General features: G+C 58.0%; 21 protein-coding genes and 1 pseudogene. 9 read left to right on the forward strand and 13 right to left on the reverse strand.

Annotated elements, in window-relative coordinates:
• The first annotated feature begins 80 nt into the window (after window positions 1-80).
• The 4 genes from ABQ278_RS19040 to ABQ278_RS19055 all read left to right on the forward strand — a co-directional run bounded on the left by ABQ278_RS19040 (window position 81) and on the right by ABQ278_RS19055 (window position 6,142).
• Window positions 81-2,606, forward strand: a complete 2,526-nt coding sequence (locus tag ABQ278_RS19040; protein WP_349322598.1) for a family 20 glycosylhydrolase — start codon at window positions 81-83, stop codon at window positions 2,604-2,606.
• Between the two features lie 11 nt (window positions 2,607-2,617).
• Window positions 2,618-3,334 (forward strand): SGNH/GDSL hydrolase family protein, encoded by a 717-nt coding sequence (locus tag ABQ278_RS19045; RefSeq protein WP_349322599.1) that lies wholly within the window; start codon window positions 2,618-2,620, stop codon window positions 3,332-3,334.
• A 5-nt stretch (window positions 3,335-3,339) separates the two neighbouring features.
• Window positions 3,340-4,449, forward strand: a complete 1,110-nt coding sequence (locus tag ABQ278_RS19050) for a heparan-alpha-glucosaminide N-acetyltransferase domain-containing protein (RefSeq protein ID WP_349322600.1) — start codon at window positions 3,340-3,342, stop codon at window positions 4,447-4,449.
• A 61-nt stretch (window positions 4,450-4,510) separates the two neighbouring features.
• Window positions 4,511-6,142 (forward strand): alkaline phosphatase D family protein, encoded by a 1,632-nt coding sequence (locus ABQ278_RS19055; RefSeq protein ID WP_349322601.1) that lies wholly within the window; start codon window positions 4,511-4,513, stop codon window positions 6,140-6,142.
• A 221-nt stretch (window positions 6,143-6,363) separates the two neighbouring features.
• On the opposite strand, the gene ABQ278_RS19060 is transcribed toward ABQ278_RS19055, so the two are convergent.
• Entirely contained in the window at window positions 6,364-6,630 is a 267-nt protein-coding gene (locus ABQ278_RS19060) for a helix-turn-helix transcriptional regulator (RefSeq protein ID WP_349322602.1), read from the reverse strand.
• 202 nt (window positions 6,631-6,832) lie between these two features.
• Here ABQ278_RS19060 and ABQ278_RS19065 point away from each other — a divergent pair, with 202 nt between their 5' ends.
• From ABQ278_RS19065 to ABQ278_RS19075, 3 genes are read left to right on the forward strand one after another with little or no spacing between them, the layout of a single operon-like run.
• The gene (locus ABQ278_RS19065; RefSeq protein WP_349322603.1) at window positions 6,833-7,069 is read left to right on the forward strand and encodes an alkylphosphonate utilization protein; all 237 of its coding nucleotides are present in this window, start codon (window positions 6,833-6,835) and stop codon (window positions 7,067-7,069) included.
• A gap of 25 nt (window positions 7,070-7,094) precedes the next feature.
• Window positions 7,095-7,646 (forward strand): YoaK family protein, encoded by a 552-nt coding sequence (locus tag ABQ278_RS19070; RefSeq protein WP_349322604.1) that lies wholly within the window; start codon window positions 7,095-7,097, stop codon window positions 7,644-7,646.
• Between the two features lie 12 nt (window positions 7,647-7,658).
• On the forward strand, window positions 7,659-8,396 hold the full coding sequence (locus ABQ278_RS19075) for a methyltransferase domain-containing protein (RefSeq protein ID WP_349322605.1): 738 nt from the start codon (window positions 7,659-7,661) through the stop codon (window positions 8,394-8,396).
• A 94-nt stretch (window positions 8,397-8,490) separates the two neighbouring features.
• Here ABQ278_RS19075 and ABQ278_RS19080 read toward each other — a convergent pair whose 3' ends face one another.
• From ABQ278_RS19080 to ABQ278_RS19130, 11 genes and pseudogenes are all read right to left on the reverse strand, one after another.
• On the reverse strand, window positions 8,491-8,934 hold the full coding sequence (locus tag ABQ278_RS19080; protein WP_349322668.1) for a BLUF domain-containing protein: 444 nt from the start codon (window positions 8,932-8,934) through the stop codon (window positions 8,491-8,493).
• Window positions 8,935-9,237: 303 nt separating this feature from the next.
• A complete protein-coding gene (locus ABQ278_RS19085) occupies window positions 9,238-9,462 on the reverse strand; it encodes a methyl-accepting chemotaxis protein (RefSeq protein WP_349322606.1) in 225 nt (74 codons plus the stop codon).
• A gap of 36 nt (window positions 9,463-9,498) precedes the next feature.
• Window positions 9,499-10,926, reverse strand: coding sequence for a methyl-accepting chemotaxis protein (locus ABQ278_RS19090; protein WP_349322607.1), 1,428 nt, complete (start codon window positions 10,924-10,926; stop codon window positions 9,499-9,501).
• Window positions 10,927-11,410: 484 nt separating this feature from the next.
• A pseudogene (locus ABQ278_RS19095) lies at window positions 11,411-11,860 on the reverse strand (DUF5694 domain-containing protein); the annotation flags it as partial.
• Between the two features lie 58 nt (window positions 11,861-11,918).
• Window positions 11,919-12,887, reverse strand: coding sequence for an aspartyl/asparaginyl beta-hydroxylase domain-containing protein (locus tag ABQ278_RS19100; protein WP_349322608.1), 969 nt, complete (start codon window positions 12,885-12,887; stop codon window positions 11,919-11,921).
• A gap of 2 nt (window positions 12,888-12,889) precedes the next feature.
• A complete protein-coding gene (locus ABQ278_RS19105; protein ID WP_349322609.1) occupies window positions 12,890-14,791 on the reverse strand; it encodes a sulfotransferase in 1,902 nt (633 codons plus the stop codon).
• Complete coding sequence (locus tag ABQ278_RS19110) at window positions 14,788-15,393, reverse strand: aspartyl/asparaginyl beta-hydroxylase domain-containing protein (RefSeq protein WP_349322610.1); 606 nt, start codon at window positions 15,391-15,393, stop codon at window positions 14,788-14,790. Before ABQ278_RS19110 ends, ABQ278_RS19105 begins: the two co-directional genes overlap by 4 nt.
• Complete coding sequence (locus tag ABQ278_RS19115) at window positions 15,390-16,028, reverse strand: sulfotransferase family 2 domain-containing protein (RefSeq protein WP_349322611.1); 639 nt, start codon at window positions 16,026-16,028, stop codon at window positions 15,390-15,392. Before ABQ278_RS19115 ends, ABQ278_RS19110 begins: the two co-directional genes overlap by 4 nt.
• Window positions 16,029-16,099: 71 nt before the next feature.
• A complete protein-coding gene (locus ABQ278_RS19120; protein WP_349322612.1) occupies window positions 16,100-18,955 on the reverse strand; it encodes a TonB-dependent receptor in 2,856 nt (951 codons plus the stop codon).
• 278 nt (window positions 18,956-19,233) lie between these two features.
• On the reverse strand, window positions 19,234-20,010 hold the full coding sequence (locus tag ABQ278_RS19125; protein WP_349322613.1) for a DeoR/GlpR family DNA-binding transcription regulator: 777 nt from the start codon (window positions 20,008-20,010) through the stop codon (window positions 19,234-19,236).
• A gap of 190 nt (window positions 20,011-20,200) precedes the next feature.
• On the reverse strand, window positions 20,201-21,700 hold the full coding sequence (locus ABQ278_RS19130; RefSeq protein WP_349322614.1) for a CoA-acylating methylmalonate-semialdehyde dehydrogenase: 1,500 nt from the start codon (window positions 21,698-21,700) through the stop codon (window positions 20,201-20,203).
• Between the two features lie 94 nt (window positions 21,701-21,794).
• Here ABQ278_RS19130 and ABQ278_RS19135 point away from each other — a divergent pair, with 94 nt between their 5' ends.
• Window positions 21,795-22,685 (forward strand): LysR family transcriptional regulator, encoded by an 891-nt coding sequence (locus ABQ278_RS19135; RefSeq protein ID WP_349322615.1) that lies wholly within the window; start codon window positions 21,795-21,797, stop codon window positions 22,683-22,685.
• Between the two features lie 18 nt (window positions 22,686-22,703).
• Here ABQ278_RS19135 and ABQ278_RS19140 read toward each other — a convergent pair whose 3' ends face one another.
• Entirely contained in the window at window positions 22,704-23,528 is an 825-nt protein-coding gene (locus ABQ278_RS19140) for a flagellin (RefSeq protein ID WP_349322616.1), read from the reverse strand.
• 204 nt (window positions 23,529-23,732) lie between these two features.
• Here ABQ278_RS19140 and ABQ278_RS19145 point away from each other — a divergent pair, with 204 nt between their 5' ends.
• Window positions 23,733-26,654: a TonB-dependent receptor gene (locus ABQ278_RS19145; protein ID WP_349322617.1), complete on the forward strand. Its 2,922-nt coding sequence runs from the start codon at window positions 23,733-23,735 to the stop codon at window positions 26,652-26,654.
• The last annotated feature ends 83 nt before the right edge of the window (window positions 26,655-26,737 follow it).

Raw genomic sequence — 26,737 nt, forward strand, 5'->3', positions numbered from 1 at the left:
TCCCCGGCCGATCATCGGTCGGGGAGACGTTTTATAAGCGCCGTCTGCGCTGTCCGGTTACACCCAGAAAGAAGACCATTATGGCGCCCCGGAATGTATGCCGCCTTCAAAACGCGTTGACTGCCCTGCTTCTGTTCGCTGCGCTTATCATGGCACCTTTGGATGTCGCGGCCGCCACTTCACAGCCCTCCCTCGCTTTACGATGGCGTGTCGTCACCACCAGCCCTGCATCAACGCGCGCGGCCTTCATCCTGACCAATACCGGCAAAGTCCCCATAACCGCTTCCGGTTGGGCGATCTATTTCACCTCCATTGCCGGTGCGAAGACGGCAGAAAAAACCGATAGCGGCGCCATCACACATGTCGTGGGTTCCCTCTATAGTATTCGCCCCTCATTGCACGAGAGCCAGTCCGTCGGCATGATAGCGCCGGGGGCCTCACTCCGACTATATCTTGACCACCCCGAAATCATGGTCATGAGCGATAAGGCGCCTACGGCACCTTACATCGTCTTCGATGCCCACCCTGCCGATGGCCTTGCTATTCTTGACTATCAGCGTGAGCCGATCGAGCCCACCACGCAGATGTCTGCCACAGGTGGCTCGGTGATCACGCCTGAGGCCATTTACGCCCAGAATGACGCGATAACCGACGTGCCTCTCAGCGCGCTGCCCCCCGTCTTTCCAACACCCCTGCACGTCGACCGCACATCAGGAAGCGTCCTCCTGAAAGCAAAGCCCCAAATTCTTGCACCGCACCTTCTGGCGCAGGCGGCCGCGTTCGCACGCACCCTGTTTGCCGGTTACGACCTGCCACACGATAAGGGGGAGGTGGTCGTTCGCCTCGAGTTGGGTACGGTTCCTGACCAGACATCTCCGGAAGCCTATCGTCTGACCATCAGCCCACATTCAGGGATTGTCGTCACCGGCAACGCGCCCGTCGGGGTCTATTTTGGCCTGCAGTCGTTGCGCCAGCTTCTGGCCGGCGCCGAAAGGGTGCCAGGTGGCTTCCGTGTTCCGGCCGTGACCGTCGTGGACGCCCCCCGCTTTCCTTACCGCGGCCTTATGATGGATGTGGCGCGTAATTTCCAAAGCAAGGAGAAGGTCTTTGATGTTATCGACCTGATGGCGCGCTATAAGCTCAATAGCCTGCATCTTCATCTGACAGATGACGAAGGCTGGCGTCTTGCTATTCCGCGTTTACCGGAACTGACGACGGTGGGCGCGCGGCGTGGACACAGCGTCGACGGGTCTGACAGGTTGCCACCGGCCTATGGATCCGGGCCTGACATCAGCGATGGTCATGGCAGTGGGTTCTACACGGCGGACGACTATGTGGCCATCCTGGCTTATGCCAAGGCTCGCCATATTGACGTCATACCGGAAATCGAAATGCCGGGGCATGCACGCGCGGCCGTTCGGGCCATGCAAGTCCGGGCACGCAGGCTCAGCGCGTCAGGCGATCCGCATGCGGCTGACTTTCTCCTCAGCGATCCCTCCGACCTCTCGGTTTATGAATCCGCGCAGGCCTATTCCGACAATGTGCTCGATCCAGGACTTGAGTCGACCTACAGGTTCATTGCCATCGTTGTCGCCGAGGTTGCCGCTCTTCATCGCCGCGCCGGCGTGCCTTTACGCGTATTACACGTGGGGGGAGATGAACTGGCTGACGGGGCCTGGGAAGGGTCGCCTGCGGCTCAGAAAGCGATGAGCCAGCTTCCTGGGCATACGACCGCCGATGTGTGGAACCACTTCTACGACCGCGTAGACACTATTCTTGAAAGCGAGCATATCGAGCCCGCCGGATGGGAAGAGTTGGGCGTACGCAAAGAGCGGATCGGTGGCCAATCTCGCCTGACGACCAGCGATCACTTTCTGCATCGTAACGTCACGCTCTATGTCTGGAATAATCTTGCAGGATCGCAAGACCTGGCCTACCGCCTGGCCAATACAGGCTATCAGGTAATTTTGGCCCCGGCGACCAACCTCTACTTCGACATGGCCTACAGCTACGATCCCGCAGAACCGGGACATAACTGGGCGGCCTATACCGATCTTAAAGATGTCTACACATTCGATCCTATGGCCATGACGAACATCGGAAGTGAGCCGCAAACGTCCCTCAGCGCGGCAGGTCGCGCCAACATCACCGGACTTGAGGCCACCCTTTTTTCCGAAACCATCCGCGAGCCGCAGCGTATCGATTATATGCTGATGCCAAGGCTGCTGGCCCTGGCTGAACGCGCCTGGGCCCCAGAGCCAGCTTGGGCGCGTGCGGCCGACCCGGTAACCGCAGACGCCTTGCGCGCCGCTGACTGGTCTTCATTTGCCAATAGCGTTGGCAAGCAAATCTTGCCAGGCCTGGATGCCGATATGCCCAACCTGGCCTACCGTCTGCCGCCCCCCGGGCTACGCCGTGATGGCGCTCGGATTCTCGTCAATACGCAGCTCCCGGGCCTGACGCTGCGCTATACGACAGATGGGCGCCTGCCGGATACAACGAGCCCGCACGTCACAGGCCCGATCACTGAGAAAGGCCTGATTACGGTGGCGGCCTTCTCCCATACCGGCCGCAGTGGCCGAGCTTCCAGCCTCACCAATCCTTAGAAAGCGGCGTCATGTTAAAATCCAAACACATTGTTTGCGGCATCTTCCTTGGCCTTGGCCTTATCGCCACGCCGGAGGCCTGGGCCGGAAGCGAAGACACCGATTGGGCAAACCTGCACGCCTTTCGTCAAAGGGACGCCGATCTGATCGCCCGCGGCCCTATTCCGCATAGTGTGGTTTTCATGGGGGATTCGATTACCGAATTCTGGGATCAGGACCATCAGAACCAGTTTGCCGAGCCCACACATATCAATCGCGGTATCAGCGGGCAGACAACGCAACAAATGCTGCTCCGCTTCCGCCAGGATGTGATCGCCCTCCAGCCTGAAACCGTGATTATACTGGCCGGGACCAATGACATCGCCGGCAATACCGGCGTCACGACCAATGCCATGATCGAAGACAATATTGCGTCTATGGCCGAACTGGCGCGAAGCCACGGAATCCGGGTGATTTTGGCCTCTGTCCTGCCCGCAGACCATTACTGGTGGGCCCCTGACATTAAACCCGCAGCGCGCATTGCCGATCTGAACCTGTGGCTGAAGGCCTTCGCCGCAAAACAGGGCGCGGGCTATATCAACTTTTTCACCCCCATGGCCGACCAAACCGGCGGCTTAAAGCCTGAGTATGGCGCCGACGGTGTCCATCCCAATGCTGCCGGATATGCCGTCATGAACCGGCTGGTCAGGGATGCCCTGTCAACACCGCCATCCGCACCTGAAAGATAGGTTCCATGTCGCTGCCAAGCAACCGCTTCCAGGCGGTCGATGTTCTGCGGGGGCTGACCCTCGCGCTCATGATCGTGGTCAATATGTCGATAAGTGACACATTGTCCTTTTCCCAACTCCTGCATTCGACGTGGAACGGCTTCACCTTGACGGATGCCGTGTTTCCAACCTTCCTTTTTGTTATGGGTAACGCGCTGGGATTCACCCTGGAGCGGTATGAGACACAAGGACGCACTGTACTCCTGCGCAAGGTTGCCGTGCGCACCGGAATTATGTTTCTGTGCGGCCTCGTGGTCTCGAATTTTCCCTTCTTTACCTTTCAAGACGGAGCGGTTCACTGGGTGAGCTTGTCACAACTCCGGATCATGGGCGTTCTGCAACGGATATCGCTCGCCTATGCCCTGGCCACGCTCATAGTTCATGTCTCGGGCACCCGTGGTGCGGTCATTTATATCGCCGCAGCGCTGATCGGCAATGTCTGGCTGAACGCAGTCTTCGGTGACAACACCCTCGCCGGTAACCTTGCCTTGAAACTGGATACCTTCGTTCTTGGCGCCTCCCATCTCTATCGTGGCGAAGGCATACCTTACGATCCGGAAGGGCTGCTAGGCACCTTGCCTGCCGTCGTCAATGTGCTGGCCGGCTACCTGGCGGTACTCTATGTGCGCAAGCGCCCCGAGGGCCGCACGCCCCTCCCCCTTCTCTTCAGCGCAGGTCTGGCACTCATCGTGCTTTCGCTGGCACTCAACGGATGGGTGCCCATCAACAAGAAGCTCTGGACCAGCACCTATGTTCTATGCGCGACGGGACTCGATTTGGTCGTCCTCGCTGCCCTGATCCTGCTAGTCGACGTCTGGAAAGTTCGGTGGCTATCCGCCTATTTTGAAATCTTCGGTAAGAACGCGCTGGCCATCTATATCCTGGCTGAACTCCTGATGGCGCTTGCATGGACGATTCAGGTTGGCGCTCATCCCCTCTTCCTGTGGATATTTGAGGCCGGCTTTCGTTGGCTGCCTGGCAAATGGGCATCCCTGCTGTTCGCCCTGGCCTTTGCCCAGGTCTGCTGGCTGGTGGCGTTCATCATGGACAGAAAGCGAATCTATGTCCGAATCTGACAGACCGGCCACAGGCGCTTCGATCACCCGCCGAGGTATGTTGGCGATGGCAGGCGCGGGAATGCCGCTGGTAGCGATGGCCGCCGAGGAACGCGCCCAGGTTCATTTTGCTCATGGCGTAGCCTCAGGCGATCCTCTCACCGACCGCGTCATCATCTGGACGCGGATTTCCGGAACAACCGCCCCTGTCGAAGGGGAATGGGAGGTGGCCGAGGACGAGGCCTTCAAAAAAAACACGGCCCGAGGCCGGTTCGTTGCCGACAGCACCCGCGACCACACTGTAAAGATAGATGTGACTGGCCTGCGCCCCGGCACCTCGTATTTTTATCGGTTCCGGGCCGAGGCCGCCGTGTCGCCGACCGGCCGGACAAAAACCTTGCCCTCGCATACGGATCGTCTCGTACTTGTTGCGGCATCCTGCGCAATGTACCCAAACGGCTACTTCAACGCCTACCGCGCCATTGCCGATCTGGATGAGCTGGATGTCGTCGTCTTTCTGGGCGACTACATTTACGAATATGGTGCTGATCCAGATGCCTTTGGCATGGACAATGGGATCAGGCTCGGACGCATCCCCGATCCACCTCACGAAATCATCTCACTTGATGATTACAGACGCCGTCATGCGCAGTGTCGGACGGAAAGCGAGCTTCAGGCAGCCCATGCGCGGGCGGCCTGGATATGTGTATTTGACGATCATGAAGTCGCCAACAATCCCTGGACCGACGGGGCCGAAAACCACAACCCAGACCAGGGCGATGGTGACTGGACCACGCGCAAAACATGCGCCATCCGAGCCTGGCGCGAATGGATGCCAATCCGTGACCCTGCCCCAGGCCACCTGAGCGAAGCCATATACCGTAGCTTTCGTTTCGGCCATCTGGTCGAACTCACCCTGCTTGAAACCAGATTGCTCGCCCGTTCACGACAACTCGACTACGCAAACGACATGCCGACCCAAGATGGAGCACCTGACATTGAAGCCTTCCGTAACCGGCTAAATGATCCCCGCCGCGAACTCATGGGCGCTGAGCAGCGCGACTGGCTCGCCGCCTGTCTGGCCTCATCCGTACAGGCGGGCGTGCGCTGGCAACTCCTTGGCAGTCAGGTGATCATGGCGCGAGTCAACAGTCCCAACTATTATAAGGTCTTTGGACTTGAGCGCGTCAACAGCACCCTGGCAGCTCTGGCGCCTGATGAGAAGGCGGGGCTAAACTCACAACTCGACCTGTTCACAAAGTCTAACCCCCTGCCCTACAATCTTGACGCCTGGGATGGTTATCCGGCCGAACGCGAGCGGCTCTTTGAGATGGTCAACAAGGCGAAGGCCAGGTTGATCGTCGTGTCCGGTGACAGTCACTGTGCCTGGGCCAATCATCTTTCTGACCAAAATGGCCAACCGGTCGGGGTTGAAATCGGCGTCACCGCCATTACTTCCCCCACCCACTGGCCCGATCCCTGGTTTCCAGACTTTGAATTGACAGGCGCATTGGCTGCCCAGAGTGACGAGGTTGTCGCGGCGGATGATCGTCACAATGGCTTTGCACGCCTGACGATAACTCGAAATGACGTTCGCGCCGAATGGATGGCAGTCAGCACGATAGCCTCGCGAGACTTTACGCTGTCTACGCGGCGAACTTTCCGGCTGACTGACCATAGCCACCCGCAGTTCATAAAGAACGAGGCCCTATGAAGGTCCACCCGGAGTTTCAACGCTCGATCAAGAATGCTCTCACGAATGGCAACTTGCCAGTTAACACCGCTCCGGGGGACACCGTCCTCGGGCGCTACCCCGTCTCTTGACCACTCCTAACGTTCATCACCTGCATGAAGGCGTAAACTGTCATGGCCCCAACGAACAAGGCCAAGCGCCCTTCCCTCGCGCGGCGTCAAAGCCCCCTTCCGCCCTCAAACCTAAGCTCTGGGCGGGTGGGCGTGGCCTTTAAGACGCACACCTCTGCCGCCAGGTACGCCGGCGTAGAGTTCGCCGATCAGTTCCACGCCGGACCTGTCCAGTGCGTCGACCACCTTGGTCAAGGTATCGACGACGCCGCGAACATTGCCGTCACTCATTTCCATGCGCTGGACGGTCGCTATCGACACGTCGGCGAGCTCGGCTAGTGCTTTTTGATCTATGCCAAGCAAAGCGCGCGCCGCTCTCAATTGGGCAGATGTCATCATGATGGAAATTTCTCATTTTAAACCCGATGCCTCATGTTTTAAACATGAATATACCGCTATTTTATTGCATTTAAACATGCAATTCGTGCATTGTGAACACTGACCTTGGCCTGACGAACGACAACACGCAAGCGTTCATGGGCCGTTTCATGAAACTAGCGGTGGATGACGACACGCGCTGTATTTTTGGAAGTACATTCCAATGGCGAATGATGATGACGATCTGGTTGTGAAGGATGCTAACGGCACGCGCCTGAACAATGGCGATAGCGTAACCCTGATCAAGGACCTGAAAGTGAAAGGCTCCGGAGGCGTCACCCTTAAGCGCGGGACGCTGATCAAGAATGTCCGTTTGACCTACGATGAAGCTGAAATTGAGTGCAATGCTGACAAGGTTAAGGGGCTAATACTGCGAACGGAGTTTGTTCGGAAAGCGTGATGGGAATGGAAAGCACAAGACGTCGATGTTAGTTCAACAGGGCAACGCAAGAAACTTTGCCATTGATCGAAGGCTTGCATGCACCCTCGCGGCGGTCGCCGGCATATACGCTCTGGTCATCCTCGTTGAAGCCTGCGGTATGGCCATCCTGGGCTATTTGCAGGAGTGGCTCGATTCAGGCCCGCGCAAACCTTTCGTGGTGCTCGGGCTTGCGTGTCATATGGGCGTGCAAAACGCGGTGGTCACACGCATTTCTGAAGCACACGTGCGCACGGCTCATGTCTCCGGAATGGCTACCGACATTGGTATCGAGATCGGGCTGCTGATAAACTCAGCGTTCCGGCGCGGTCTGCCCTCCGAATTGGCAGCTGTCCGCGCCCGCCTACAACTGCATTTTGAAACCATCCTAGCTTTCCTTGGCGGGGGCATTGTTGGCGTCGCGCTTTACCGCGGCATAGGTGGGGCGATATTTTGGATCGCGGCCGGCTTTTTGGCCACGATTTCCTTTCAAGGTCTGACACACGCCAGACAATCAACGGTCAATCGTGCGGATTTTCCTATGGACAACGATCTTTAAGGCGGATGGTAGATGAAGCAATTGGCTCTCTATGACGGCCCCTTTGGCAAGGTTCGTATAATAGAACGTTTGTGCGACGGTGCACGCTCTTATTCGATGGGAGGGGGCCTACAAACGCTCGTCGATGTCACGGGCACCAGCCTCTTCGGTTATGTCAACGCCTTGAAACTGCTCCTGCGCGACCGAAAAAGTGTGCTTATGCTCGGTGGCGGCGGCGGAAGCCTGGCCACGATGCTGGCCCGAAAGGGACATAGTGTGACGGTCGTAGATATCGACCCTATGGCGGAGACTATAGCAAAGCGCTACTTCGATCTCGATCCGAGCGTGCGCTGGTTCACGGAAGATGGCCTGACCTTTCCGCATCGCTGCGGTGTGACCTATGACGCAATCGTTGTTGATGCCTGTACGGGGAATGGAACCGTGCCGGGCTTTACCCGGTCAGACTGGTTGGTCAGCGTTATGAAAGCTTGCACCGGCTCAGGTGTTTTAATGCTCAATCTGGCCTACAATCTCGTCAATGAAGGAAGCGTGGCCATCGATGGCTTTGCCTTGTCCGATGAAATGAGCCACCTCGGGTTCCACAGTGTTCTGTTACGTCCTGAGAATGGCTGGGAAGGCAACGAGCTTCTGATCCTGTCCCGAACGCAACCCACTATAAATCTACGCACGCCTGAGATACTGGATCGCCCGACTGAGGCAAGAAGCTATCTGCTATCCTTGCGGGCGCACGTCAAGCAGGCGCAGGTGTGACAAGTGTCAAGCGTGTCGGACCATTCACTCAACTGAGGGTTATTGTCGGGCCTTACGGCTTTCAATTCGGTAGTGACCTTAGTGTCCCTACAGTCTATCCGATGAGAACGCGAGACACCGGGCGCTTTTCCTCGAGATTTAAAATTTCCTCGCAAAAGGTAACAATCGCGTCTTCAGGTAGGTTGTCAGGAAAATCATCGGAAATACCGTATTTAGCAAATATCTCATCGTGCGCCGCGGAACGCACCGCACCGCCCATGGCCCAAACCCCAAAATGGCGCCTAGCAACTTTCGAACGCATAAGGACCTTAAAATCTATGTGCCTTACATCCCCCTGAATGCGTTCTAACAGCGTATCAAGCGCGAGCGCACTGCCTTCAAGAATTTGTAGAAAACTGCTTTTGTCAAAAAACAGACATCCGGTTATGTGATGGCTATAATTATAACGCCTGGAAGATTTCAGGATACCTCGGAAATCACTGAGCGGCCCCCGATGCCCCCTCACATAACGGCTTGTGTAGATCAATCGGAAAAGCATCACGCTCTTTCCCCTAAATGTCCAAACGCCTAATAAATCTAAGTCCGGTCAATGTCCCTTTGGGAACATGCCCTGACAATTGTGGACCAGAGCTCTCAATGAGTTGATATCGGATAACAAGTTCCGTACAGTCTCATGATCGACGGAGCTCAAAGCACATTCAAGTCGATCAAGTTCCAATATCAAGGGCACCAATTGCTCCTGACGCGCTTCAATCCTATCGGATCGGGCCTTTCGATGGCTTCCGGGCTTAAGGGAAATATCGAAAGTTCGGCGGGCCAGATTGACTGGCCCGCCGCTTCATTAAGCCGCTCTTACCGTAGCGAGGAACGAATCCATCTCATAGCGCAGCTTTTCGGACTGTTGGGCGAGCTCGTTCGACGAGCTTAGAACCTGAGACGCCGCCGCCCCCGTCTGTTCAGCAGCCTGGGCGACGCCTGTAATGTTCGCGGTGACTTCGCTCGTGCCCGCAGAAGCCTGATTCACGGCCTGCACGATTTCCTGCGTCGCCGAGTTTTGTTGTTCCACGGCCGAGGCGATCGCGGTTGATGTGCTGTTAATCTCCTAAATCGTATTGGTAATCCCCTGGATAACACCAACAGCCCGCACGGTTGCTTCCTGGATCTGCTCTATCTTGGCCGAAATCTCCGTCGTTGCCTTGGCCGTCTGTCCGGCCAGAGCCTTCACTTCAGACGCAACTACCGCAAAGCCCTTGCCCGCCTCCCCGGCGCGTGCCAATTCAATCGTGGCGTTCAGGGCCAGAAGATTGGTCTGGCTGGCCAGTCCCGAAATCATGTCGACCACGCCGGTGATGCTGCTGGCGACCTCATTGAGTTCAGACACCACCTGCATGGCCTGGCGAGCCTCGTCGACGGCCGATGCGGATATCTGCGCTGATGTCTCGACCTGGCGTCCGATCTCAGACACCGAGGCGCCAAGCTCCTCCGCAGATCCGGCCACCGAGGTCACATTGGTGCCCGCCTCTTCCGCCGCCGCTGACACGGCGACCGATTGAGCCGAGGCTTCCTGCGCCGTCGAGGTCAGTTGCGCGGCAGCGGCCTGCATTTCTGTCGCCGCCGAAGACACCAGGGTGACGATACCGCCGACCGAACGCTCGAACTGGTCGGCGAGGTCCAGCATGGCCGTCTTTCGTTGCGCTTCGGCCTGTTCGCGTTGCTCAGCGGTCTGACTGCGCAGGCGCTCGGCTTCCTGCAAGCCATCCTTGAAGACGCCCAGGGTCTTGGCCATGATGCCGATTTCGTCGCCACGTGTCTGGCCATCGATTTGCTGATCAAGCCGCCCGTTGGCTATGGCCTGCATCTGGCTTGTCAGTCGTCCCAGCATCTTGGCGATGTCGCCGAAGGCGAGCAAGGCCGCCAAAACCGTGATCACGGCCGTAATTAACACCGAAATGATCAGACTGTTGCGTGCCTGAGCCGCAATATCGGCCTTTAGGTCGCTTGCCGCCTTTGTATGGATTTTTTGTTTTTCATCAACCTTGGCGCCAATGTCTGTCGAGAGGGCTTCAATCAGGGAATCCGTTTCTGCAAATATCGGCCGCAGCGCCTCCTGATCATTACGCAGACCTGCAGGTACGCCCTGGTCACGAATGAGATCGGCGATTTTATCGAAGCGTGCTTTCAGGGGCGCGAAATCGGCTTCATATTCAGGCACTGCATCGATGACGCCTTTATAGCGTTCCGCAAAACGCGCTTCCGATAACTTTTCCAGCTTAACGAAGTTATCACAACTCGGATTCGGACAGGTTTGAAACGCAAGGCCGTAGGCTGATGCCTGCATTGCAAAGAGATTTTGCCGCATCCGCGCCGCGGAAACCAGTGCCACATCATAATTGCCGACAATGCGCTCGTAACTCTGCTGAGCCTTTGCTGTCGTCGCGTTCTGCCACAGAGTCATACCGATACTGGATGCGCCAAAGACGGCGATGATCGCCAGAATTTTATAGCCGATCTTGATGTCAGATAGTTTCATTCACTTACCCCTATCATAATGAATAGTAACGAAAAAACGGCTATCTTCCCCTTTTAGACATAAGGTTGCAGATGAGTCGCTTTAAGATACGCACTAAGTGAACATCGTTTTTTATGGTAAATACTCTCTTAAAGCGCGTATGATTGCGTCCCATGCAGTGTACTTTGAATACAGAAGGACCGTCAGTGAATGCTTTTGGCACCTTCCATTTGAACCTCAATGCATTTGAGGGTGCACAACTCGGGAGCGCCTTGCTGGCAAAAAGCTACCTGAATTTCGGAACGTCACAGATCCGCGGCGATCACTTCTAGCGACGTGCTTGGCAAGCTCTCAAGCTGCAATATCCGCCAGCATGAACACAATGCCTCCGGACTTCGTCACCTTCACGGCCGCCAGCGCTTTGCCCTAACGGCCTTTAACCGGGTCAAGTTACGCCCTGCCGCATTGGCGTAAAGCCGCATAATGTCCAACTTTTAGATGCCGCTCATTTGAGCACAGCTATGGCATCGACCAAATTCACGTCATGCATCTGATTGAGATAGGCTTCATAATAGCCTTTGTGCGATGCCCCCACGATCGCCAGCAGGCGGGTGCCCGGATATTGACCAAGCACATCTCGGATGTTGGACACCATGCGCAGGTTCCGCGTCTCCCAATATCCCAGATAACTGCGCCCGAACCCCTGTGGCGACGGCTCCATAAACGCCGCGCCAAAGTCGGATTGATAGATCTGCATCGCCGCCTCCGGCGCGTTAAAAGACCTGTACATATCAAGGACACCGTCCGACTTCGCCAGGCCTTCCTGCAAGCGGCCACTATCGGCCTGTCGCGCTTGCGTGGCCGCATTGCTCCACGCCTGCGTAATTGCATCATTAAAAGCTTTCGCCTCTAAGGGATCGGCAGGGTCGGGCGTGTCGGCCGAATGGTCGTCCACATCAGGTTTAGCGGATAGGCAGCCTAGCGCTTTGGGCGCGCCAAGACTTAGAAACGCCTTACGCCTGTTGCGAGTGCGCAGACTTCAGATCCTCTGAGACCAGATGTTGCAGCACGCGCTTTTCCAGCACCAACAGCGCATTTGCCGCATTGCTGCGCATGACAAGGTTCGCGGCAAGCGGCATCGCGGCCTTATGCACGGCGGTGGCCAGCCGTAGGAATTCAGCTCGCCCTTGGCCGCTGATACCATGTAGAGCGCAGAGCTGACGCCAATCCTGCACAAAACTCTCCAGCAGCCGGCTGAACTGCCCTGCGCGCGCCCTGCTGTCAGGCGTATCATGGGCCACCGTCAGTTCGGCGCACAGGTCATCGATCAGCCACTGCACTTCGGCAGGCGGCATAATCGGCGTTCGTTGATCGCCTTCGGTAAGCAGTTGCGGCGTAAAGCCTTGTCGCCACGCAACCGTCGGCCATTGCGCGCGCGGCGGCTGTTGCCCGCAGGCAAACTGCCAGAAAGCCGCCGTGCCGGTGGTATCGGCCACAAGGTGGATGCGATCGGCCGTTGCTTTATTTTCCACATGGTGCCGCCGCCAGTTATCGAAGATCCAGGCCTCGCCCGTATCCATGTGCACCGATTGACCATCACAGTGAAAACGGATCTCGCTTTGCGTAAAAACCGGGATATGCACCCGCACGCGCGTATGCCAGTGGTAGTTGATATCGGCATGTTCGGGCACGCCCGCGCCAGGCGCCAGGCGCATCAGCCGTGAACGGCTCCACACCACACCAAACCCGGCCAGAACCTGGCGCATATAGGGCATGGCCTCAAGCCATTGGGTGGCGCGCATCTGGCCGTAGACGGAATCTGTCTCCTCGCCGCCGGCGCTAATCAGCCGCGCCGCGCTGTTGCCCGGTACATTGTCCGGGTGGGGCACCCAGGCCTCTGCCGGCAAGGCCGCGACTTCAGCCTGCAGGCGCGCCACGTCAAACAGGACAGGGAGTTGGAAAAAGGGGTGTGAGAGTTTCATGATCAATCTCTGTAGCGAGTCATAGCATCACCCAGCGCATCCCGCAGGCCACCAAGCCAGGGGGCATAGTGTTGCCATTGGTTGAGACCTTCCCGGCGGATGGGCTGGCGCACCTGTTCGGAACTGGGGGTGCGCACGCTGCGCCTCGTCTCATAGAAGGTCAGGCAGGCGGGCTCAAAGGATAAGCCACTATGCGCCAGCATACGCTGCACGCTGCCGTCAAGATCGCCCACCACATCCTCATAGTGCACCCTCAGGACGCGGCCGGGCAGCACATCATCCCAATGCCGCATCAGGTCAAGATAGCTGCGATAATAGCGGGCGATGTCGTCGAGGGCGTAGGTAAATTCCTGATTGGTCGTGCCGAACAACTGCTTGAGGTTGCTGAAACATCCGGCCATCGGTTCGCGCCGCACATCTATGATGGTGGCGCGCGGCAAAATCATATGAATCAAGCCGATGTGCCAGAAATTGTTGGGCATCTTATCGATAAAGAATGGCCGGCCCAACCGGCGATAGGCGCGGGTCTCGGCGAGGAAGCGCGCACCGAGCCTATGGGCCTCTTCAGAGGTCAGACGCTGCAAGGCGTCCAGGTCGAACGGTAAACCGCAACAGAGATCGCGACCGCAAATCTCAGCGGCGTAGCGGCTGATTTCGGTCAGTTCCTGCGTACCTTCCACGCCGGAATGAGAGGCCAGAATCTGCTCGATCAGGGTCGAGCCCGAACGCGGCAAACCGACAATGAAAATTGGAGCCGGATCGTGCAGGCCCCAGCCGGCGCGTTCCGTAAAAAATTCAGCGGTGAAGACGTTCTTCAACGCGCTCGCACAGGCTTCGGCGGCTTCAGGACGATAGCGCGAGGTCTCACGCCGCACCTTGTTACCGCGCGCGTAATAGCGCCACGAGCCTTCGTAGTCGCCGCGATCCTCTAAAGCCTTGCCAAGCGCAAAACCTAAGTAGACGCGGTCCATGTCCTGAAGATCAGGTCTTGCGTCTAAAGCCTGCATCCTGGCGATGTCATCATCGCTGAAACCATAGGTCTTGAGGTTGGCAAGGCCAAACCAGGCGACGCTATTATCATGACGCGCTTTTAGCGAGGCGCGATAGTCCGCGATGGCTTCCTGACTGCGCCCCGTGATCTTAAGCGCGTTAGCCCGCCACAGTCGCAGATCGGCCATTTCATGCCCCAATGAAAGCCCGGCGAGCAGGCTTTCATAAATGTCGATCACAGGCTCATGGTCGCCCAGCCCGACACAGGCGGCGGCATATTGTTTGAGGTAGTCGCGGTTGTTCGGATCCTGGCTTAGCAGGCGTTGCGCTTGAGCCAGCGCTTCCACGTGCTTTTGCTGCTGCAACAGCACCATGGCGTAATCCTGGCGGGCGGCATGATAGTCAGGCGCACGCGCCAATACGCCTTGCAACACAGCCTCGGCCTCATCCGGCGCATTCCTTTCCTGACAAATACGCGCCAGCAGACGTAACGCGCCGACATTGCCGCTGTCCTTGCGCAGGTAGTCGCGAAGAATATCCTCTGCCGGCGCCAAATCACCATCGGCAAGAAGGCTATTGGCCACCACCACCTCTGAAGGCAGGTGTTTCAACGTCGCCAAATGCTGCGCCGCCGTTGCTGCCCGTGCCGTGTCACCCACCATGCGGTAAAGCTGTTCCAGCATGTCCCAGCTCGCTGGCAGAGTCGGGTTGAGGCGCACGGCATCTTGCAGGGCCTTGATGGCGTCTGGCGCATTACCCAGCAGAACATGACAGTGGCCGCGCTCTTGATAGAGACGACTGAAACCGGGATGAAGCGCCTCCAGCCGCGCAAGTGTGGCCAGGGCTTCGGGGACGCGCTGGCGTATGCGCTGGTCTCTGGCTTCCTGTAATAAGGCGTCGCGCTCCGCCGTCATCGTGGCGCACCGGCAAGCAACGGCTCGAGCCAGGCCGGATCGGGCTGGTCGGCATCGTAATACTCAAAGATCAGATGGATGCGGTCGGTGTCGCCGTTATTGCGCACCCAATGCGGCCCCAGATTGTTGACCTCCACAGCCTCTGCGGGTGGGAAATAGCGTTCTTCACCGCCGAAGAAGGAGATCACTCCGGCATGGGTCGTCAGCGGGACATGAATCTTATGCGGCCATTTTGCGGCGGGGTTAGCGTCGATATGCGGATGGATGACGCCGCCGGCGGGCATTCTGGCCAGCATGACGCGTGGGAAAATTCCGCGCTCATAACCATAGTCGACGACGGCCTGCGCCAAGACCGGCTCCAGCAGACCCCGCCAGGGCTGCCATGCCGCGCGATCATGGGAATGGCGCCAGTCACGCGGGCTGTCGACAAAGCGAAAAACGATGTGGCGGGTGGCGTCCAACACCTCAAACCGGTTCGGTTTAGCAGTATTTTCGGCGTTCCAGACGTCTTCGGGGATCCCCAATACAGCCGCCTTTAGCGCGGTGATGTCGACCGGTCCAAGCTGTCGAACCGTTGTCGTCTTGCGCGGATTGGCGTTCATCTCAGGCCTTCAAAGGTGTAACCGAACAGCTCCAGATCCTGCGCGTAACGGGCGCGCATCCCCTCGATCAGAGCCTGGTCGTAATAGTCACGATAGTCGCCGCGCTTCGTGCCGTTGACGCGGTCGAGCGGGCGAGAGGGTATGCCGATACGCGCGCATATCGCATCGTACAACTCTTGCATCGTCTCTACGCGGCCGACCGTATTCGTCAGGAGGGTTTGACCGTCATCATCGGTCAAAAGTGCGGCTTGCGGCTGGAACAGGATATGGTTTTCCGGCGGCGCCCGGAACAGAAAATGATACATCGCCTCGCGCGGGTGCTGCTGAAAGTCATCGCCGCCACGCAGCATGAAAGCGCAGTAGGAGACAAAGCGGTCGAAGGGATTGCGCACAAAGGCGAACTTGAAATAGCTGTCGAAGGCGTCATCGCCGAGATAGGGCCGCACCTGCCGCAGGGACAGGTGACCGTGCTGGATCGCGGCCAGATCCGCCCAGGGGAAGCGCTTGTTGACGAACAGCCCGACCTGTTCAAAGTCCGTCTCGTCCATATGTTCGCGCAAGGCCTGGCGCACGGCGTGGGTGCCGGTCTTGGGAACGGCGGCGAAGATGAAGCGGTGGCTATGGGATACGATCATGGTCTACAACGGTAAAAGCGCTCCCACCTCCGAAAGGGAGATGGGAGCGCCTGCTTTAGCAGAGTTTATTATCAGAATTTATAGCTGAGCCCGACCATGTAGGTCGCGCCGCTTTGGTTCTGATTGTAGAGGTATTCGTTCTGCCCCCAGAACTGTGTGTCCTTCTGGTTGGTCAGGTTGATGCCGTTCAGGGTGATCTGAAGCTTGTCATTGACATTGTAGAAGGCCGCCGCGTCGACATAGGTGGAAGCCTCGAAGCCGCGTGTGCTGGCACTCATGACGCTGTCATTGTAACCGCTGAACCATTTGTCACGATGGCTAAGGGAGACACGACCGCCCCAGGTCTTGGTTTCGTAGTAGAGCGTGGCGTTATAGCTGTTCTTCGATATGCCGGTGATGGAAGGTGCGTCGACATAGGAGTAGTTCGCCGTCACGCCAAAATTGTCGAAAGGCGCCGGCAGAAACGAGAACTGGCTTTGTGCCACCAGTTCGACACCGCTCAGCTTGGTATGGCCGGCAATATTGACCGGCATGGAGAACTCATTGATGATGGTGTTCTCCGTAGCGCCCGGAACCGTGGCAGACGGCACACCCGCCTCGGCAAAAGTAAGGGCATTGCCATCCTCGACACTATAGGTTTCCGACCCGATGAAGTTGGTGACGTCCTTCTGATAGACGCCAATCGAAAGCAGGCCCACCTTGCCGAAATAATACTCCACCGACAGGTCGAGCGTGTTGTCCTTGTAGGGCTTGAGGTTGGGGTTGCCGCGCGACGCTGAGATATCGCAGTCGTTCGAGCCGTCAGCGTTGATCGTGCAGTTTTCTTTGCCTTGGGAGGCGCTGCCCTTGGCCGCCATCGAACCGATGCCCGGGCGGTTCAGGTTTTGCGTGGCTGCGAAGCGCACCAGTACGTCCGGCGTCAGTTCAAGCACGGTGTTCATCGATGGCAGCACGCCCGAATAGCTGCCCTTCACATCGGTTGTGCCAAGGTAGGCGTAGTTATCGCCCTGAATCCAGCCGGTCGAGCGGGTATCGGTGCTGTAGCCACGCAGACCGAGATTACCGCGGAAACGCTTGCCCATCAACTCGCTGTCCCAGTCCGCCTGCGCATACCAGGAAACCGTCTCTTCCGAGGTGTCGTAGACGTTCTCGATATCCTGAAGCGCGCCGCCCGAACCATCTTTATTCGGCTCTAAGCGGTGGTACTCGTTGTACTTCTTGAACGCCTTATCGTAATCGCCGATCAGCCACGAACCGAATTCGTTGGTATATACGGACGTGATGTCGGCAACGGACGTGCCACGCGTCTTCGCCGCGGTGCCGTTGACATTGCCATCATAGAACAGGTCGATACCGTCCTGCGAGAACTTGTGGTAAGCCACGCCGGCGCGCAGGGTCCAGATGTCGGACAGGTTATAGCGGGCGTTGAGCACACCTTCCTTAAGTTCCGAAGCATTGTGGAAGGCGCGATAATAGAAGTTATCCATTACGTAGTTGTCGGGGTCGGTCGTATCCCAGCCCGAATAATCAAACGAAGCCGATTGACCATTGGCGCCGTAGTTGGCGACCAGGTCGCCCTTGGCGCGCATATAGAGCTTGTCGTCATACGGAGTCTCGTAGGTCGACTTCTCATAACCGATATGACCGTCGATAAAGAGGCGATCAGAGACGTCCCACTTGCCGGTCAGCGCAATCTGGTCGAAGCGGTTTTCATTCAGCGAACGGCGATTCTCGCTGCCGAAGGTGACATTGGACGCATCGGTCATGGTGACGTAGCCATCTTTGTCGACCGTGAAATCGTTGAGAACCGTTCCCGACTGGTATTGAGCCGGATATGGCGAACCAGCGGCGGTGTCCAGAGTGGTTGATCCGAAACCTTCTATCGGTCGTGTAGCAAGGTGCACTTCGTTGCGGTGCGTGGTGAATTCGCCATGCAGCATATCAAGCGTCAACAGCACGTTTTCCGTCGGGCGCCATTGCACGGCGCCCGTCAGGCCCAGGCGCTCCTGCTTAGCGTTCCAGGACGAAAGGCGGTTGCCATCGGCGAAATAAAGGTCACCAGCCATAAACCGGGCCTGCTTTTCAGCACTCAGGTTGGAAATGTCCAGACCAGCGTCGACAAGATCGTAGGCATCACCCTGAGGATTACCGTCCTCGTCAAGGGTTGTCGCACCCAGATGGCTATAGTTATAGGTATTATGCCCCTGCTCAGTGGTCTCGCGCTTGCTGTAGGCAACGGAGAAAGCCACGCCAAACTTGTTGTCCCAGTTATGGCTGTAGAGCGCGGCAATACGCGGCTGCGTATCCTTGGTGTATTCGTTGGTGCCCAGCTTGAACGAGACCGCACCCTTGCTGCCCACGCCATAATCGAAAGGCTTGCCCGTAAACAGGCCAACCGTGCCACCCATGCCGCCTTCGTTCTGTGACGCCTGGAAGGTCTTTTCGACTTCGACCTTCGAGAACAGTTCCGAGGCGAAGATGTTGAAGTCGAAAGAGCGGTCGCGCGAACGCTGGCCACGGCTGTCCTGGGCGGAGTCGACATTGCCCAGAACTTCCATGCCGTTCAGTTGCACGCGGGCGAAATCAGGCCCAAGACCGCGCAAGGATATACGACGGCCTTCACCCGCTTCGCGGGTGATCTGCACGCCCGGCAGGCGCTGCATCGATTCCGCCAGGTTCAGTTCCGGGAACTTCGCCATGTCTTCGGCGACAATCACGTCTTTCTGGATCGTCGCATCGCGCTTGATACGGCGTGCATCGCTGAGCGACTTGCGGAAGCCGGTAACGACCACTTCAGTGGCCGTCTCTTCTGGCGCGGCCTGGCCACTCGTATCCGGAGCGGTCTGCGGTGCGGTTTGCGCGAACGAAGGCGCGGCGAGAAAGACAAGCGCGCCTGCGGCCGCGCCCATCATGAGCATATTCTTCATAAAATCTCTCCGTGAAAAAACAGGGTGCGGAGCGATCGCGATGCAAAAGGAAATGCCCCCCGCGGCCGGCCACGGAGAGGACGCTTAGCGACGCATTGTGACAGTTGTGTATTTTATGGCCGCAAATGTGGTGATTTGTGAGTTTTATTTGAACGGGTGTTGCATTTTTGTGGTTTGATCCGCAATTCATGTTGATCAGGACAAAAATACCCACAGCCGCTTACCACAATGCGGTAAATCTTAGCGCCGATAATAGCCTTACGGAACGAGGTCTCAGGCTAACCAACCTGAACTTCCACCTCATCCAAGGCGTGAAGGAGTTGCTTAGGCGGAAGGGCGTCGGTGACAAAGATATCAATCTGCTTGAAATCGAGCGCCTTGACGACACCCTGACGCTCGAATTTGGACGAGTCCGCCAAGGCAACTACCCGCGACGCAAGGGCCGCGAGACCCGCTTTCATCGACGCTTCCGGATAATGGAAATCGAGCAGTCCGCGACGTGAATCGACGGCACCAATCGAAAAGAAGGCTATTTCCGGTGTGAAGCTGCTCATAAAGGCCTCGGTTTCACGGCCGAAACTCGACTGATAATCACTGTCAATGGCACCGCCACCGAAAAAGACCTTGGCGCCGTTCTTGCCAGCCATTTCACGCGCCACATCCAGGGCGTTGGTGATCACGGTCAGATTTCGCTGCTTGGATAAGGCCTTGCAGAGCCAGTAAGAGGTCGAGCCGGAATCAATGAGGATCGTCATGCCGTCTTCAACAAGTTCCGAAGCCTTCATGGCTATGGCTTGCTTCTTTTCGGCATTTTGGTTCCTTCGAACCAAATAAGGCGCTTCTGCGGCATTCTCTTTCAGCGTTACGCCGCCACGAACGCGATAGGCCTGCCCTTCGGCCTCCAGTTGGCGAATATCGCGACGGATCGTTTCATCACTGACGTCGAAGCGTTGCGCAAGGTCCGAGATCGCGCAGCTGCGGTGTAACTGCAGCAAATTGTAGATCTCGGACTGGCGGGTATCTTGAAGCATGCGCTCTCGGGGGATAATGGCCATTGGGTCGTTCTGATGTGTTTTGTTTACCGCCGGCTGTCAACCGGTTGCGCTGATACGTGCCTGAGGCGTGCTACTCCCGCCCCAACAACCCGATGGGTCAGGCGGGATCAGCGCAGTCAGGCATCAGACCCAAAACATATAACCCGAGCGATATCAAGGCAGACCTTTTACCGCTGTATGGCCGCCGCCCCTAGGCCATGGTCGGGATGATAAAGCTTTGATCGCTGACAGCGCCGCCTTGCGGCCAGCGCTGGGTGACCGTCTTGACGCGCGTATAAAAGCGCACGCCGTCCATGCCGTACTGGTTCAGATCGCCAAAGCCCGAACGCTTCCAGCCGCCAAAGCTGTGATAGGCCACCGGCACAGGAATCGGCACATTGATGCCCACCATGCCGACCTCGACCTGATCAGCGAAGCTGCGCGCCGCATCGCCGTTACGCGTGAAAATGGCGACACCGTTGCCATATGGGTGACGGCTCGGCAGGCTAAGGGCTGCCTCAAACGATTGGGCGCGCACCATCTGCAACACAGGGCCGAAGATTTCATCCTGATAGGATTTCATGCCGGCAGTGACGCGATCGAACAGGGTCGGCGCCAGGAAGAAGCCGTTCTCGTGGCCTTGAAGCGAGAAGCCACGGCCATCAAGTACCAGGTCTGCGCCTTCATCCACACCCATCTGGATATAGGATTCGATGCGTGCCTTGTGGGCTGCGCTAACCACGGGGCCATAGTGCGCCTCGGCATCGGTCGAAACACCGACGCGCAAGCCTTGCGCCGCCGCGACCAGCTTCTCGCGCAGCGCATCGGCCGTCTTGTCCCCTACCGGCACCACAACCGGCAGTGCCATGCAGCGTTCGCCGGCCGAGCCGTAGGCCGCGCCCATAATGTCGGCGACGGTCTGGTCCAGATCGGCGTCAGGCAGGACAATGCCGTGGTTTTTCGCCCCGCCCATACATTGCACGCGCTTGCCGTTGGCTGCACCGCGGCCGTAAACATATTGCGCAATATCCGATGAGCCTACGAAGGATACCGCCTTGATATCCGGATGGTCGAGAATGGCGTCAACCATCTCCTTGTCGCCCTGGACAACATTAAGTACGCCCGCAGGTAATCCGGCTTCGATCAAAAGCTCAGCCAGACGCAGCGGCACCGACGGATCGCGCTCGGATGGCTTGAGGATGAAGGCATTGCCGCAGGCCAAGGCCGGTGCGAACATCCACATCGGGATCATGGCCGGAAAATTGAATGGCGTGATGCCGGCCACGACCCCCAGCGCCTGCCTCATAGAAAAGACGTCGATGCCAGGTCCCGCGCCCTGGGTGTGTTCACCTTTCAGCAGATGTGGGATACCGCAGGCGAACTCGACAACCTCAAGCCCGCGCTGGATATCGCCTTTCGAGTCGGAAATGACCTTGCCATGCTCTTGAGAGAGCATGTGCGCCAGTTCATCCATGTGGACCTCAAGCAGGCGCTTGAACTCGAATATGACACGTGCCCGGCGCTGCGGATTGGTGGCTGCCCATGCCTTTTGCGCGGTCACCGCACTTGCGACTGCGACTTGAAGATCATCCGGCGTGCCCAGCACCACCCGTGCCTGTACCGCGCCGGTATTGGGATCGAAGATATCGCCAAAGCGCTGCGACAGACTGATGGCGGTATGACCGTCGATAAAGTGCGATAGATGTTTCACAGGACGCTCCTCGGATGGGACTTGGCGATAGGACCGTTTTAGCCTAGTGTTTTTGCATGAACCATGCCGATAAAAGCCATTTAGATGTGCAAAAATGCAGAGCTTAAACTGGGACGATCTGCGCCTTTTTCTGGCGGTGGCCCGCACCGGCAAACTCAACAGCGCCGCCGCAAAACTCAAGCTTGACCACTCCACAGTGGCTAGGCGCCTCAAGGGACTGGAAGCAGCGATCGGCGGCCTTTTGCTGCATCGCTCACCTCAGGGCATAAGCCTTACGCCCAGCGGCCAGGTGTTGCTGTCGCACGCTGAGCGTATTGAAGCTGAAATGCTCACGGCCGCCGACGCAGTGGGCGCGCAACGCCTTGAAATTTCGGGCACCGTGCGCGTGGTGACACCCGAAGCCTTCGGCGCGTGGTTCCTGGCAACGCGCCTGCATGGCCTTTACGAGCGCCACCCCGGCATCGAACTGGAACTTGTGCCCGACACCCGCCACGTCAGTCTGTCAAAACGCGAAGCCGATCTGATGGTGACCCTGACACCGCCTATTCAAGGCCGGCTCGTCACCAGCAAACTGGTTGACTATCAGCTCGGGCTGTACGCTTCGCACGACTATCTTAAGACCAAAGCCATGCCAGTCACCATAGATGATCTGCGCGACAGCCCCTTCGTCTGGTACATCGATGACTTGCTAGATGTGCCCGAACTGAAGTTCCTCGACTCCGTGATTTCGGGTGCGCGCACGGTGTTCCGATCCAGTTCGATTACCGCGCAGCATAATGCCATCGCGTCGGGCCTGGGCTTTGGATTGCTGCACGATTTCGTGGCGCGGCAGGACAAGCGTCTGTCATGCGTTCTGCTCGATCTGGTTGCGGTACGACGCGCCTACTGGCTATCGATTCATGCCGACCACCAGCGCCTGCCGCGTGTCCGGGCTGTGGCTGATTTTATTGCCGCCACGGTGCGCGAAGCCCGCGCGATGTTTTAGCCTGCCCCCCCCCGCGCCTCAGCGGAAAAGGTTAAGCACCCATGACTGGGACTGGCTGGATATCGACAGCACCTGGATAGCCAGTTGCTGCTTCACTTGCAGCGCCTGGAGTTTGACGCTTTCGAGTGCCAGATCCGCATCGACCAGTTTGCCGATGCCGACCGTCATAGTGTCCTGGAGCTTTCCGATAAACGTCATGTGATTATCCAGAGCCTTCGAAGACGTACCTAACCTCGCCAGAGCCGCCGACACATTGTTGATAGAAGAATCGAGTGAGGACAGCAGACTGGCCGCCCCCGAGGCCGTCGAAAAATCCGCGCCGGCAGACAAGGTCACAATTGATCCCCCCAGAGACATGTTCTGTGCCGCCACGGTAAGCCGGCTTGTGCCATGTTCATTGGCCAGGGCCGCGATCGACGACCTGGAACCGTTGAGAAGGTTGATGCCGTTAAAAGAGGAATTGGATAGGGTTTTGGTGATCTGGTCACGAATAGAGACGAAATCGGCGCGCAATGCCGCGCGCGCTGTGGAATCAAGCGATGTGTCAGAAGCCGCCAAAGCCCTTTCCTTGAGCTCGGTCAAGAGCTCTGAAACGGATTCACCTGCGGTCAGCGCGACATCGACAACGGAACTATTGCGCGACAGGGAATCCTTGACCGCATCAAGCGACTTCACCGATGAGCGCTGGCGTTGCGCGATGGCGTAGGCCGCGCCGTCATCCTTGGCGCTTGCCACCTTAAGACCCGTGGAGATGCGGTTCTGCGCGACCAGAAGGTCAGCCGAGATTTTGTTCAGGCTTTGCAGGGCCACCATGGCCCCAACATTGGTATTGATGGAGTTCACGTTCTGGAACCTCCAGTTTGATCCGATGACATTCTGTCAAGCGGCGGCGACGGTGCCGAATACCCACTCTCTCACAAAGTGGCTAACACGAATTAAACGGGCATTAATAATTATGCCGGGCCCAATCTGGCGGCCACGTCATCAAACTGTCATCGCTATCTGGTTTGTCGCCGCAGCAACCCGTTGCCAGGGCATTCCATCACCATGAGGCGCAGATCAACGCTAAAGCGTCACGATCCTCCGCAAGCCCAAGTGGCGGAGTTGGCATGGGTGCGCCCTGCTGGCATTTTGGCACTGGCCTTAGGCCTCTGCAGTAGCCCGGCCTGTGCGGCGGGTACCCCCCGGCAGGATCTGGCGGCTAGCCTGATCGATCTCGGCATGGCCAACCATGTTCAGATCGTCTTTCAACCGCATCTGGTGAAAGGCTTAAAATGCGGCAGCCTGCCCGGCAGGACGAGCGGTCTCGACACGAACCTGACAAGGCTTCTTCAGCCTTACGGCCTCGCCTATCGCCGTGTCGCGTCGGATGTCATCGTCGTCTACCGCCCCGCGCCGCGGCCTGTCACGGTCGCAGCGCCTGTGGCCAGTTCGGAGCCTGACCTGCCGCCCATTATCGTGCGCTCTTATCGTCAGAGCCTGGTGCGTGCCGGCGATGCCAAGCGCCGTGCTGATTATACGGTCGATGCGATCGATGCCGAGGATGTGGGCAAATATCCGGCGCGCAATGTCGCCGAGGCCTTGCAACTGGTGACCGGCGTCAGTCTGGAGCGTCAGCGTGGCATCGGCCTCTATGTCAGCGTCAGGGGCATGGGACCTCAGTTCCAGAACGTCGAGTTCGACGGCCACAGCCTGGCTGCGACAGAACTGATCGAAAATGCCGGCGTGCGCGGCCGTGATTTTCGCTTTGATATCCTGCCGGCCGAACTGATCAGCCGCGTCGATGTCGTAAAGACGCCGACGCCCGATATGGAAGAAGGCGCCTTGGGCGGCGATATCAATATCCATACCCTGCGTCCGCTCGACGTCGTGCCGAACGGCACAAGCTTCAAGGGCCTAGCCAGCCTGCGCCTCAGCCACAACGACCGCGCGCACGATATCAGCCCGGCGATGCATGTGATGACGGCCTGGACGACCGATGACCGTCGCTTCGGTCTGTTGCTCAGCCTGATTTCAGACCGGCAAAGCGTGCGCAACGACCGCTTCTATAATTACGGCTGGAACAAGGATCAGTTCACCTCGGTGCTGGGCCCCGGCATCTATACGCCGACCCGCACGCGCCCGACGATCGAGCTCGAAGACCGCCGTCACAATACGCTTTTCGCTTCAGCCCAATGGCGCCCTGACGATCACCATGAGACCGAATTGAGCCTCCTCGCCACGCGGCTTGATGTCGCCTACGACGAGACGGGGCTCGATATCTATCCCGATGATCGCAGTCAGGCGACGCCGGTATTCACACCTGGTACAGCCGGGATCGTGGGTGACACCGCCATCCGTGGCCGCATCGAGACTGTGCGCTTTATGGCGTCACGCGAAACCAGCCTCAACCGTTTCGATTTGCTGCTGGGCCATGTCAAGCACCGCTGGCGCTCCGGCGCCTGGACGGCGAACCTTTCGGCGGATATGTCACGCGCGCATAGCTACCATCCGCCCGGCCGCGGTACCACACGCTCACGCGTCGCCTTCTTCGCCCCCCTCACCTATGATTTTTCCGGCGGCGGCAAGACCGTACCCGTCTTGCAAACGACACTGGACTATACCGATCCACGCAACTTCACAGGCCAGCGTTTCGACTACGCGACCAAGGATGCGCTCGACAGCGATGAGGCGCTGAGCTACGACGTGGCGAAAAGCTTTGATGGCCCCCTCGCCCGGATTCAGGTCGGACAGCAATATCACCACCACAATCGCCGTTACACCCGGCGCGACTGGAAAAATTTCGACCTGGTCGGGATAGATTTTACAGGTCTTGGAGCAGACAGTTACGATGCCGAGCTGTCACCGACGTTTCTCAAAGGCATCAACGGCGACAGCCCGCGCACTTGGCTGGTGCCCTCGGCGACCGCTTTCTATAATCGGCTGATGACGGCCGATGTTCTGGCAGCCAGTCCTACCGCAACGGACGCCACCGGATCGTTCGAGGTTGATGAGCGCATATGGGCCGGCTTCATCCGCAGCGATTGGCGCTTCCAGCTCTGGCAAAGGCCGGTCACCGCCAATATCGGCATGCGCCAGATCGACAATCTGCAAATCTCCGAAGGTGCGGCGCTCATCGGTGATGACGCCACACCCGTGCGCTATCGCCTGCATTATACGACGACCCTGCCGAGCGCCAATCTACGCATGGTCTGGCGTCCCGGCCTCATTGTGCGACTATCGGCGGCGCGCGTCATGTCACGGCCCAACATCATCAATTCCGCGCCACGGCTGACGATCTCGAATGACGCTGACACCGGGCAGGGCGGCAATCCGTTCCTGCGGCCCTTCATAGCCACCGATATGAGCGCCGGCCTAGAATGGTATCCTTCCCCGGCGACCTCACTGGCCATGGCGGTGTTTGGCCGCAGGTTCGATGACTATGTGACGCGTGAGAACACGCACATCTTCGTACCCGGTCGCGGCGATATCCTGTTATCGACGACCGTCAATGGTGGTGACGCCAGCGTGGCCGGCATTGAAGCCGCCTATAACCAGACGCTGGACGCCCTGCCCGGCCCTCTGAACCATCTCGGTTTTCAGGTCTCCTTCACCGTTCTGGACGTCAGCGCCGACTATGCCTCAGGCGCTTTGCGCATTCGCAACGAACTGACCGGCCTGTCGCGCTCGACCTATAATCTGGTTGGCTTTTACGAGGACGATCGCGTGATGGCGCGGCTCGGTTATTACTGGCGGGCCCGCTATCTCAGCTCGGTCGGCAGCTCGATCCAGGCGCCGTCCTACACCGACAGTTTCGGCTCGCTCGATGGCGCTTTCAGTCTGGAGATCGACAAGGCCACCACGCTCACGCTTGAGGCCGTCAACCTGCTCAACACCACGCGTTATGCCTTCGCCATGACCAAGGATCGGCCCCAGGAAATCCACCAGTATGGTCGCACCTTCAGCGTCCAGCTTCGCCACACCTTCTGATATTTATTTACGCCGTCATGGAGGAAACCATGGCGCGTCTGCGTTTTACATTCTGACCCTCCCTCCAAAGGACGCCCTTTTCC

The sequence above is a fragment of the Asticcacaulis sp. MM231 genome (assembly GCF_964186625.1).
Lineage (GTDB): Bacteria > Pseudomonadota > Alphaproteobacteria > Caulobacterales > Caulobacteraceae > Asticcacaulis.

What these genes read in the sequence shown, in the direction of transcription:
- ABQ278_RS19120 (WP_349322612.1), bottom strand. Translation starts at nt 18,955, where the DNA reads ATGAAGAATATGCTCATGATGGGCGCGGCCGCAGGCGCGCTTGTCTTT.
- ABQ278_RS19050 (WP_349322600.1), top strand. Translation starts at nt 3,340, where the DNA reads ATGTCGCTGCCAAGCAACCGCTTCCAGGCGGTCGATGTTCTGCGGGGG.
- ABQ278_RS19145 (WP_349322617.1), top strand. Translation starts at nt 23,733, where the DNA reads ATGAGGCGCAGATCAACGCTAAAGCGTCACGATCCTCCGCAAGCCCAA.
- ABQ278_RS19040 (WP_349322598.1), top strand. Translation starts at nt 81, where the DNA reads ATGGCGCCCCGGAATGTATGCCGCCTTCAAAACGCGTTGACTGCCCTG.
- ABQ278_RS19065 (WP_349322603.1), top strand. Translation starts at nt 6,833, where the DNA reads ATGGCGAATGATGATGACGATCTGGTTGTGAAGGATGCTAACGGCACG.
- ABQ278_RS19115 (WP_349322611.1), bottom strand. Translation starts at nt 16,028, where the DNA reads ATGATCGTATCCCATAGCCACCGCTTCATCTTCGCCGCCGTTCCCAAG.
- ABQ278_RS19100 (WP_349322608.1), bottom strand. Translation starts at nt 12,887, where the DNA reads ATGAAACTCTCACACCCCTTTTTCCAACTCCCTGTCCTGTTTGACGTG.
- ABQ278_RS19060 (WP_349322602.1), bottom strand. Translation starts at nt 6,630, where the DNA reads ATGATGACATCTGCCCAATTGAGAGCGGCGCGCGCTTTGCTTGGCATA.
- ABQ278_RS19125 (WP_349322613.1), bottom strand. Translation starts at nt 20,010, where the DNA reads ATGGCCATTATCCCCCGAGAGCGCATGCTTCAAGATACCCGCCAGTCC.
- ABQ278_RS19055 (WP_349322601.1), top strand. Translation starts at nt 4,511, where the DNA reads ATGCCGCTGGTAGCGATGGCCGCCGAGGAACGCGCCCAGGTTCATTTT.
- ABQ278_RS19070 (WP_349322604.1), top strand. Translation starts at nt 7,095, where the DNA reads ATGTTAGTTCAACAGGGCAACGCAAGAAACTTTGCCATTGATCGAAGG.
- ABQ278_RS19080 (WP_349322668.1), bottom strand. Translation starts at nt 8,934, where the DNA reads ATGCTTTTCCGATTGATCTACACAAGCCGTTATGTGAGGGGGCATCGG.
- ABQ278_RS19075 (WP_349322605.1), top strand. Translation starts at nt 7,659, where the DNA reads ATGAAGCAATTGGCTCTCTATGACGGCCCCTTTGGCAAGGTTCGTATA.
- ABQ278_RS19110 (WP_349322610.1), bottom strand. Translation starts at nt 15,393, where the DNA reads ATGAACGCCAATCCGCGCAAGACGACAACGGTTCGACAGCTTGGACCG.
- ABQ278_RS19045 (WP_349322599.1), top strand. Translation starts at nt 2,618, where the DNA reads ATGTTAAAATCCAAACACATTGTTTGCGGCATCTTCCTTGGCCTTGGC.
- ABQ278_RS19090 (WP_349322607.1), bottom strand. Translation starts at nt 10,926, where the DNA reads ATGAAACTATCTGACATCAAGATCGGCTATAAAATTCTGGCGATCATC.
- ABQ278_RS19135 (WP_349322615.1), top strand. Translation starts at nt 21,795, where the DNA reads ATGCAGAGCTTAAACTGGGACGATCTGCGCCTTTTTCTGGCGGTGGCC.
- ABQ278_RS19105 (WP_349322609.1), bottom strand. Translation starts at nt 14,791, where the DNA reads ATGACGGCGGAGCGCGACGCCTTATTACAGGAAGCCAGAGACCAGCGC.